At 56.9% G+C, this 7181-nt stretch carries 7 protein-coding genes; 5 read left to right on the forward strand and 2 right to left on the reverse strand.

Annotated elements, in window-relative coordinates; translation table 11 throughout:
- The first annotated feature begins 6 nt into the window (after nucleotides 1-6).
- On the forward strand, nucleotides 7-885 hold the full coding sequence (gene rssA / locus CF137_RS11900) for a patatin-like phospholipase RssA (protein ID WP_139719220.1): 879 nt from the start codon (nucleotides 7-9) through the stop codon (nucleotides 883-885).
- A 69-nt stretch (nucleotides 886-954) separates the two neighbouring features.
- Here rssA and CF137_RS11905 read toward each other — a convergent pair whose 3' ends face one another.
- Both CF137_RS11905 and CF137_RS11910 read right to left on the reverse strand, forming a co-directional pair.
- On the reverse strand, nucleotides 955-2316 hold the full coding sequence (locus tag CF137_RS11905) for a sodium-dependent transporter (RefSeq protein WP_101325378.1): 1362 nt from the start codon (nucleotides 2314-2316) through the stop codon (nucleotides 955-957).
- A gap of 201 nt (nucleotides 2317-2517) precedes the next feature.
- Complete coding sequence (locus CF137_RS11910; RefSeq protein ID WP_005338367.1) at nucleotides 2518-2784, reverse strand: helix-turn-helix domain-containing protein; 267 nt, start codon at nucleotides 2782-2784, stop codon at nucleotides 2518-2520.
- A 258-nt stretch (nucleotides 2785-3042) separates the two neighbouring features.
- On the opposite strand from CF137_RS11910, the gene CF137_RS11915 reads away from it, so the two are divergent.
- The 4 genes from CF137_RS11915 to CF137_RS11930 all read left to right on the forward strand — a co-directional run.
- Nucleotides 3043-3639 (forward strand): hypothetical protein, encoded by a 597-nt coding sequence (locus CF137_RS11915; RefSeq protein WP_139719222.1) that lies wholly within the window; start codon nucleotides 3043-3045, stop codon nucleotides 3637-3639.
- Between the two features lie 308 nt (nucleotides 3640-3947).
- Nucleotides 3948-4970 (forward strand): porin OmpA, encoded by a 1023-nt coding sequence (gene ompA / locus CF137_RS11920; protein ID WP_068978722.1) that lies wholly within the window; start codon nucleotides 3948-3950, stop codon nucleotides 4968-4970.
- Nucleotides 4971-5281: 311 nt separating this feature from the next.
- Nucleotides 5282-6283 carry a porin OmpA gene (gene ompA / locus CF137_RS11925; protein ID WP_139719223.1) on the forward strand — a complete coding sequence of 334 codons (1002 nt, stop codon included), beginning with the start codon at nucleotides 5282-5284 and terminating at the stop codon, nucleotides 6281-6283.
- 240 nt (nucleotides 6284-6523) lie between these two features.
- Nucleotides 6524-7181, forward strand: a 658-nt coding sequence (locus CF137_RS11930; RefSeq protein ID WP_153227366.1) for an outer membrane beta-barrel protein, incomplete at its 3' end; no start/stop codon positions are given.

Consider the following 7181-nt stretch of genomic DNA (forward strand, 5'->3'; position numbering starts at 1 on the left):
AAAGTCGTGCCACGTAAACCCCGCGTAGGGCTCGCTCTCGGGAGCGGCGCCGCCAGAGGATGGGCCCACATCGGCGTCATCCGCGCTCTTGAGCGTCTCGGTATCAAACCGGATTTGATCGCTGGCTGCTCCATCGGCAGCTTTGTTGGTGCTGCGTATGCCGCCGGAGAACTGGATCGGCTGGAGTCATGGGTGCGCGGCTTTACTCGCCTGCAGGTGGTCAGCCTGCTCGACCCGGCCCTCTCTGGCGGGCTGTTTCGTGGTGAAAAGGTGTTTGGCCTTGCTGCCAACCATCTGGGCAACCCGGAGCTGGAGTCCCTGCCGATCCCCTTCGCCTGTGTCGCCACCGAACTCGATACCGGCCGCGAGATCTGGTTGCAACAGGGCCCGCTGCGCCAGTCGGTACGTGCCTCCTGCGGCATGCCGGGGATCCTCACCCCGACCCGGGTGAACGACCGCTGGCTGGTCGATGGCGCCGTGGTCAATCCGGTGCCCATCTCGCTGGCCCGCGCCATGGGCGCAGAGGTGGTGATTGCGGTCAACCTCAACACTGACATGCACCAGCCCTGGACCGATGAACCGGATCAACCGGATCAACCGGGCAGCAGCGGTCTGCTCAGTCAGTGGCTCAATAGAGGGGAGACGCCCCCCGCTACGCCCGGTCTGTGGAGCGTGATGAGCGGCGCCATCAACATCATGCAGGAGCGGATCACCCGTGCCCGGATGGCTGGTGACCCGCCAGACATTCAGCTCTGCCCACGCCTTGGCAGCTTATCCATCATGGATTTTCATCGCGCCAGCGACGCCATCAATGAAGGGGAAGCCTGTGTCGAGCGCAACCTCGATCAGCTCAAGGATGAACTGGGCCGCCTCGGGTTACTGTAACCCTCACGCCCATCGCACCAACAAAAAGAGCGCCTTACGACGCTCTTTTGCTATGACCAAACGGCAGGCTTAGAACAGCCCCAACCCTTTAAGCATCACGATCAGGATCAGCAAGGGCGACACGTAACGGATGATGAAAAACAGTGGCTTGAGGATTGGCAAAGCCAGCTCGCCGCCATTGCTCAGGGCATCGCGCATCTTCTCCTCGCCCCATACCCAGCCCACAAACAGGCAGAGGAAGATACCGCCCAGCGGCATCAGAATGTTGGAGGAGAGGTAGTCAAACAGATCGAAGAAGGTCTTGCCCGCAATCTGCACATCCGCCAGCACGTTATTGGAGAGCGCGCAGGTGGAACCGACCGCCCCCAGCACCAGCAGGTTGATCAGGGTCGCCTTGGGGCGGCTCATCTTGAAGCGCTCGGAGAGCACCGAAACCGGCACTTCCAGAATGGAGAGCATGGCGCCGGTAGCCGCGATGGCTGACAGCACGAAGAAGAGCACCATGAACACATGGCCAAACGGGATGCTGGCAAACACCGCAGGAATGGTGATGAACAGCAGCGAAGGACCGGCGGTCGGCTCAAACCCAAAGGCAAACACCGCCGGGAAGATGGCGATACCGGCCAGCATGGAGACAAACAGGTCGGCGCACATCACCCGAAAGGCGGTGACCGGAATGTTCTGGTCATCACGGAAGTAGCTGCCGTAAGTCATCATGCAGCCCATGCCAATGGAGAGCTTGAAGAAGGCCAGCCCCATGGCGGTCAACACCACCCCTGCGGTGATCTTGGAAAAATCTGGCGAGAAAAGGAAGGAGAGACCTTCGCTCGCCCCCGGCAGGGTCAAACTGCGGACACCAATGATCAATAACAGGATAAAGAGCACCGGCATCAACTTCTTGGTGACCGCTTCGATCCCCTTGGAGACCCCCATCAACAAGATGCCGCCCATCAGGGCCAGTACCAGCCACTGCCACAGCAGGCTCTGCAGCGGGTTGCTGATCAGCGCGCCAAATGCAGCGCCGGTGACCTTGGGATCGGTGGAGAGAATGGAGCCGTCGATCGCCTTGAAGATGTAGGCAAACACCCAGGCAGCCACTTCCGAGTAAAAAGACATGATCAGGAAGGCTGCCAGCACCCCCATCACCGCAATCAGCCACCAGGGTTGGCCCTTGGGTGCCAGCTTGCTGAGGGTAGTCACCGCATCAGTCTTGCTTTTGCGGCCCAGCATGATCTCGGAGATCATCACCGGCAAACCGACCAGCAGGGTCGCGATCACGTAGACCAGCAAAAAGCTGGCGCCACCGTTTTCACCGGTCAGATAGGGGAATTTCCAGATATTACCGAGGCCGACGGCAGAGCCTAAGGTGGCGGCGAGCACGCCGAACTTGCTGGTAAAGCCATCGCGGGCCTTGGGGGTGGTTTGACTCATACTTGTCTCACTTATTTCGCATCATGCGAGATGAACCGGGTTTTGAGGGTAGGAATTTTCTGAGGTTTATGGTGGTTTGCCAAGATTTTTTGAGCAAAAGCCCTATATAGAGCACAGATAACGAAAATGCAGGCGCCAGGATGCTGATTTTCAGGCAAAAAAAATGCCGCCCGCAGGCGACATTTCTATTCACATTGATGATCACGCCTTGGCGAGATCATCCGGTCCAATCTGGCCGATTTCGGCGACTTTTTTGTCTGCCAGCAGCCAGAGGGTGAACTTGTGCAGATCCGGGTGGTGAGCCAGGGCAACCAGGAAGGCGCCACCCACTTCACGATAACCCAGCTCGTAGTTCTTCAGCGTGGTGGGGGGAACACCCAGCAGATCAGCAAACTTCGGACGGCTCAAACCAACCGCTTCGCGGATCTGACGGATCTTCTTGCCAACAGTGACGATATTTGAATTCATAATGTTCCATACTCCGTTTTTGGCGGATTTACTCCGCCTTATTTTTCGCGACGACTCGTAGTCAAGTGTATCAGTTTTGTGCGGACTCGTTATGGTCGAGCCTCTATCTTTATGAGCGCCTTTCGGCGACAACCCTTGTCTTCATCGCGGATGGTAATCGCTCAGCCGCTTCAGGTAAACAGTCTCGAAAAGAAACCCATATTGTGGCCCCCCTAATAACTCGTATAATCTGCCGGCTACCCATAAAGAGGAATAAGTATGGCGTTTCCCGGCATTATCTCTCGCCTGCACCCCGTTTCCAGCTCCGCAGAACTGCAGCGACAACTCCATCAGGGTGAACAATATCGCGCCGAAGCATTCTGGCTCCCGGGCCTGTTGCACAGCCAGGCCAACGAGGTCTTGGTGACCCTGTCAGACAAATGCAGCCTGTTTTTAGAACTGGACCACCAGGATTTGCCTCTGCGCAGCCACGATGGAACATTGCATAGCAACGGCCAGATTATCACCGTCAATGGACAAACAATGACCTTGGCGACCACCCCGGGTGATGGTGGTCTGGTACCCGAATCTGGCATGGCCGAGATGGCCGTCTGGCTGGAGGCGGGACACCGCCATTTTCTCTGTTCAGCTGCGGTTCAGCCAGTGGCGCGGGCCATCCTCAATATCTGGCCATTAGACCCCTATCTGGCACGCCATTTTTTGACTGGTTTCACCCCCCTGTTACAGGGTGCAACGGAGGCAGATTACCTCGCAGTCTTTACGGCCAGAGAATATCCAGCCAACCCGCATTCTGACTGGGTTCAGGCCTATATGAAGCTTGAAAAGAAACTGCACCGGGCCTATCTGGATCACTAATTAATCTGGATAAACAGCCAGTTATCCACACGACACAATTTGCCATAAGGCTCATTTGTGAGCTTGATCATGTTTTCAAATCGGCATAGAGTGCGCCTCGTCATTGGAATGACGCCAGCTGCCTGGTAGCGGTTTATTACGTTCTGCGTACCGAACCAGCGCACGAGACACACCAGGAGAGTGTGCAAACCCGGAACCTCCGGGTCACCTGCCAGACTCGACGCCAGCAGTACGGCGGAGCTGCAGTTTACATAAATTAAAAAGTGCGAAGCACGTGAACAACGTGCGATCTCAACGAGGATTTTTTTATGATGAAAATGGCTCCTTCCCTGATTGCCATCGCTATGGCTACTCTGGGTGCTACCGCTGCTCACGCTGCTGACGACATCTACTTCGGTGCCGGTGTTGGTGCTGCTCACTTCAACGGTCTGAACAAGATCGAAAGCACCAACGTAGGCGAAGAAGATGCTGCTGCAGCTAACGCCTTTGTTGGTTACAACTTCACCGAAAACTTCGGTACCGAACTGGGCTACCAGTATGCCGGTCGTGGTAACACCGACGGCAACCGCTACGAAAACCAGGGCGCAACCCTGTCCGGTATCGCTCGTCTGCCAGTTGGCAACGACTTCTCCCTGTTTGCTGAAGGCGGCGCCTACTGGGCTCACACCGACGGTCTGGGTGTAAGCGACACTAAAGTTTCCCCGCTGGCTGGTGCTGGTGTGACTTACAAAGTAAACGACGCGCTGGATCTGCAAGCTCGTTACCGTTACATGTGGGACGTTGCTGACCTGCACGCTGACAACGGTGACCGTTACAAGTCCAACCAGAGCGTTGCTACTCTGGAAGCGGTATACCACCCGTTCCGCACTTCCTACGTTGCTCCGGTAGCAGCTCCGGTTGTTGCAGAAGCTCCGGCCCCTGCTCCGCAGATGGTTGAGAAGAGCTTTGCTCTGAACTCCGACGTACTGTTTGCCTTCGGCAAAGAGACTCTGAAGCCGGAAGGCGTTGCAGCCCTGAACGGTCTGTATCAGCAAATCGTTGAATTCCAGCCGAAAGATGGCAACGCTGTTGTTGTTGGTTACACCGACCGTATCGGTTCCGACGCTTACAACCAGAAGCTGTCTGAAGCACGTGCTCGCACCGTTGCCAACTTCCTGGTAACCAAAGGTATGGCCGCTAGCAAAGTTGCTATCGAAGGTCGTGGCGAAGCTAACCCGGTAACCGGCACCAAGTGCAACAACGTTACCGCTAAAGCCCAGCTGATCTCCTGCCTGGCTCCGGATCGTCGCGTAGAAGTACGTGTATCTGGCGTACAAGAAGTTCAGAAGTAATTTGAACTGACTTGAATGCTACGAAAAGGGGATGCTAACGCATCCCCTTTTGCATATCTATTTCCCCCTCCCCCGCTTGCCTGTCACATCTCCCCCTTAACTTGCCTGCTAACGCCCAAAAGCATAGAGTAGTTGCGCCTGTAAGGTATTGGATAAGCACTAAAAAGCGCTTCGTGTCCGGTCTGTTGTCCATGACGCCAATGCATCATGAGAGTCCAAAAGCCTTCGCTATCTGCTTTGCTGGCGATTTTTTCGCAGCAATAAAAACAAGTGCATTGCCCGACATGGGCTAACACAACGAGGATAAACCGATGAAACTCAAAATGGCTCCTACCCTGATTGCACTGGCGCTGGCCGCCGCAGGGACCACAGCACAAGCCGCCGATGACTGGTACACCGGTATCGGTGCAGGTTGGGCTTATGCCCACGGTCTGGATGATGTTAAGGGTCTGGATACCGATAAAGATGCCACCGCACTGAGTCTGTTCGGCGGCTACAACTTCAACGACTACTATGCCGCTGAACTGGGCTACCTCTACGCTGGCAGTGCTGGCGTTGACGGAACCGACTTCAAAACCCAGGGTGCAACCCTCTCCGGCATCGCCCGTCTGCCGCTGAACGACATCTTCTCAGTGTTTGCTGAAGGTGGTGCCTACTTCAATCACGTCAACGGTAATGGCAACAGCGACAACGGCACTGCGCCGCTGGCGGGTCTGGGCCTGACCGCCAAGGTCTCTGACCTTATCGATGTGCAAGCCCGCTACCGCTATCTGTGGAATCTGGGCAGCGAGCAGAAAACCTGGGAAAGTGACATGAGCGTCGCCACCCTGGAGCTGGTGCTGCACCCGAACCGCACCTCCTATGTTGCCCCGGTTGCCGCCCCCGCCCCTGAGCCGGTTCCCGAGCCGGTACTGGTCGACAAAAACTTCGCCCTGAGCTCTGATGTGCTGTTTGCCTTTGGCAAATCGACCCTCAAGCCAGAAGGTGTCGCAGCGCTCAACACCCTCTATCAGCAGATCGTTGAGGTTCAGCCGAAAGATGGCAGCGCCGTGGTCGTCGGTTACACCGACCGCATCGGCTCTGACGCCTACAACCAGAAACTCTCCGAAGCGCGCGCTCGTACCGTCGCCGACTTCCTGGTAGGCAAGGGTCTGCCGGCTGGCAAAGTTGCCATCGAAGGTCGCGGTGAAGCCAATCCTGTCACCGGTACCCAGTGCAATAGCGTCAAGGGCAAGGCTCAGCTGATCTCCTGCCTGGCGCCGGATCGCCGCGTTGAAGTGCGCGTCACCGGCGTGCAACAAGTCAAACAGTAATCCTGTCATCCGACATAGCAAGGAGGCCACCTGGCCTCCTTTTTCTTGCCGCTCATTTCGCCCATCTTGTAACTCTCCTCTGTGACCTCTCCATCTTACCGTCTCGCGTCCATGATTCAGGTTCGCAGCGGGCGGCCCCCATACCTCTTTGGTGGTTAAAAGCAGCCCGTCACCTATACATAAGTGTGGGGTTTGACCAGCAGGCAACCCCACTACACCAAACATCGACGAGGATACGCGATGAACATAAGAGTAAAACCTGTGTGGATTGCACTGGCATTGGCGAGCACAGGCGCACAAGCGGAACCGGTTCACGACTGGTATGCCGGGGTCGGCGGTGGCTGGGCCATTGCCCACAATCTGAATGATTTCAGTCAGGATGTCGGCAAGGATGCGACTGCGCTCTCCCTGTTTGGCGGCTACAACTTCACGGAAAATCTGGGGGCCGAGATTGGCTATCTCTCCACCGGTGACTGGGATATCAGCGGCCATGACTTCAACAGCAAGGGAGCCACGCTGTCAGTCATTGGCCGCCTGCCGCTCAGCGAGATGTTCTCGCTCTTTGCCGAGGGCGGTGGCTATATCTATCACGTAGAATCAGTCAACGGCGGGGACGACAACCTGGCACCGCTGGCTGGTCTGGGAGTGACTGCCCGGCTCCATGACTGGGTCGATCTGCAGGCACGCTACCGCTACATAGTGCGCGTTGGCGATGACCCGGATAACGGCAAAGCCAACAGCGGCACCCAGCGCTGGGTCAGCGACATCAGCACCGCCACGCTGGAGCTAGTGATCCACCCGAACCGCAGCCAACCCGCAGAAGCGGTCCCCACGCCCGCCCCGGTCGTGGTCCCCCCTCCACCAGCCGAACCGGAAGTGGTGGAACAAACCTTCCACC

It is taken from the genome of Aeromonas sobria, assembly GCF_006243315.1.
Taxonomy (GTDB): Bacteria; Pseudomonadota; Gammaproteobacteria; order Enterobacterales; family Aeromonadaceae; genus Aeromonas; species Aeromonas sobria_A.

What these genes read in the sequence shown, in the direction of transcription:
- CF137_RS11905 (WP_101325378.1), bottom strand. Translation starts at nt 2,316, where the DNA reads ATGAGTCAAACCACCCCCAAGGCCCGCGATGGCTTTACCAGCAAGTTC.
- CF137_RS11910 (WP_005338367.1), bottom strand. Translation starts at nt 2,784, where the DNA reads ATGAATTCAAATATCGTCACTGTTGGCAAGAAGATCCGTCAGATCCGC.
- CF137_RS11915 (WP_139719222.1), top strand. Translation starts at nt 3,043, where the DNA reads ATGGCGTTTCCCGGCATTATCTCTCGCCTGCACCCCGTTTCCAGCTCC.
- ompA (WP_068978722.1), top strand. Translation starts at nt 3,948, where the DNA reads ATGATGAAAATGGCTCCTTCCCTGATTGCCATCGCTATGGCTACTCTG.
- ompA (WP_139719223.1), top strand. Translation starts at nt 5,282, where the DNA reads ATGAAACTCAAAATGGCTCCTACCCTGATTGCACTGGCGCTGGCCGCC.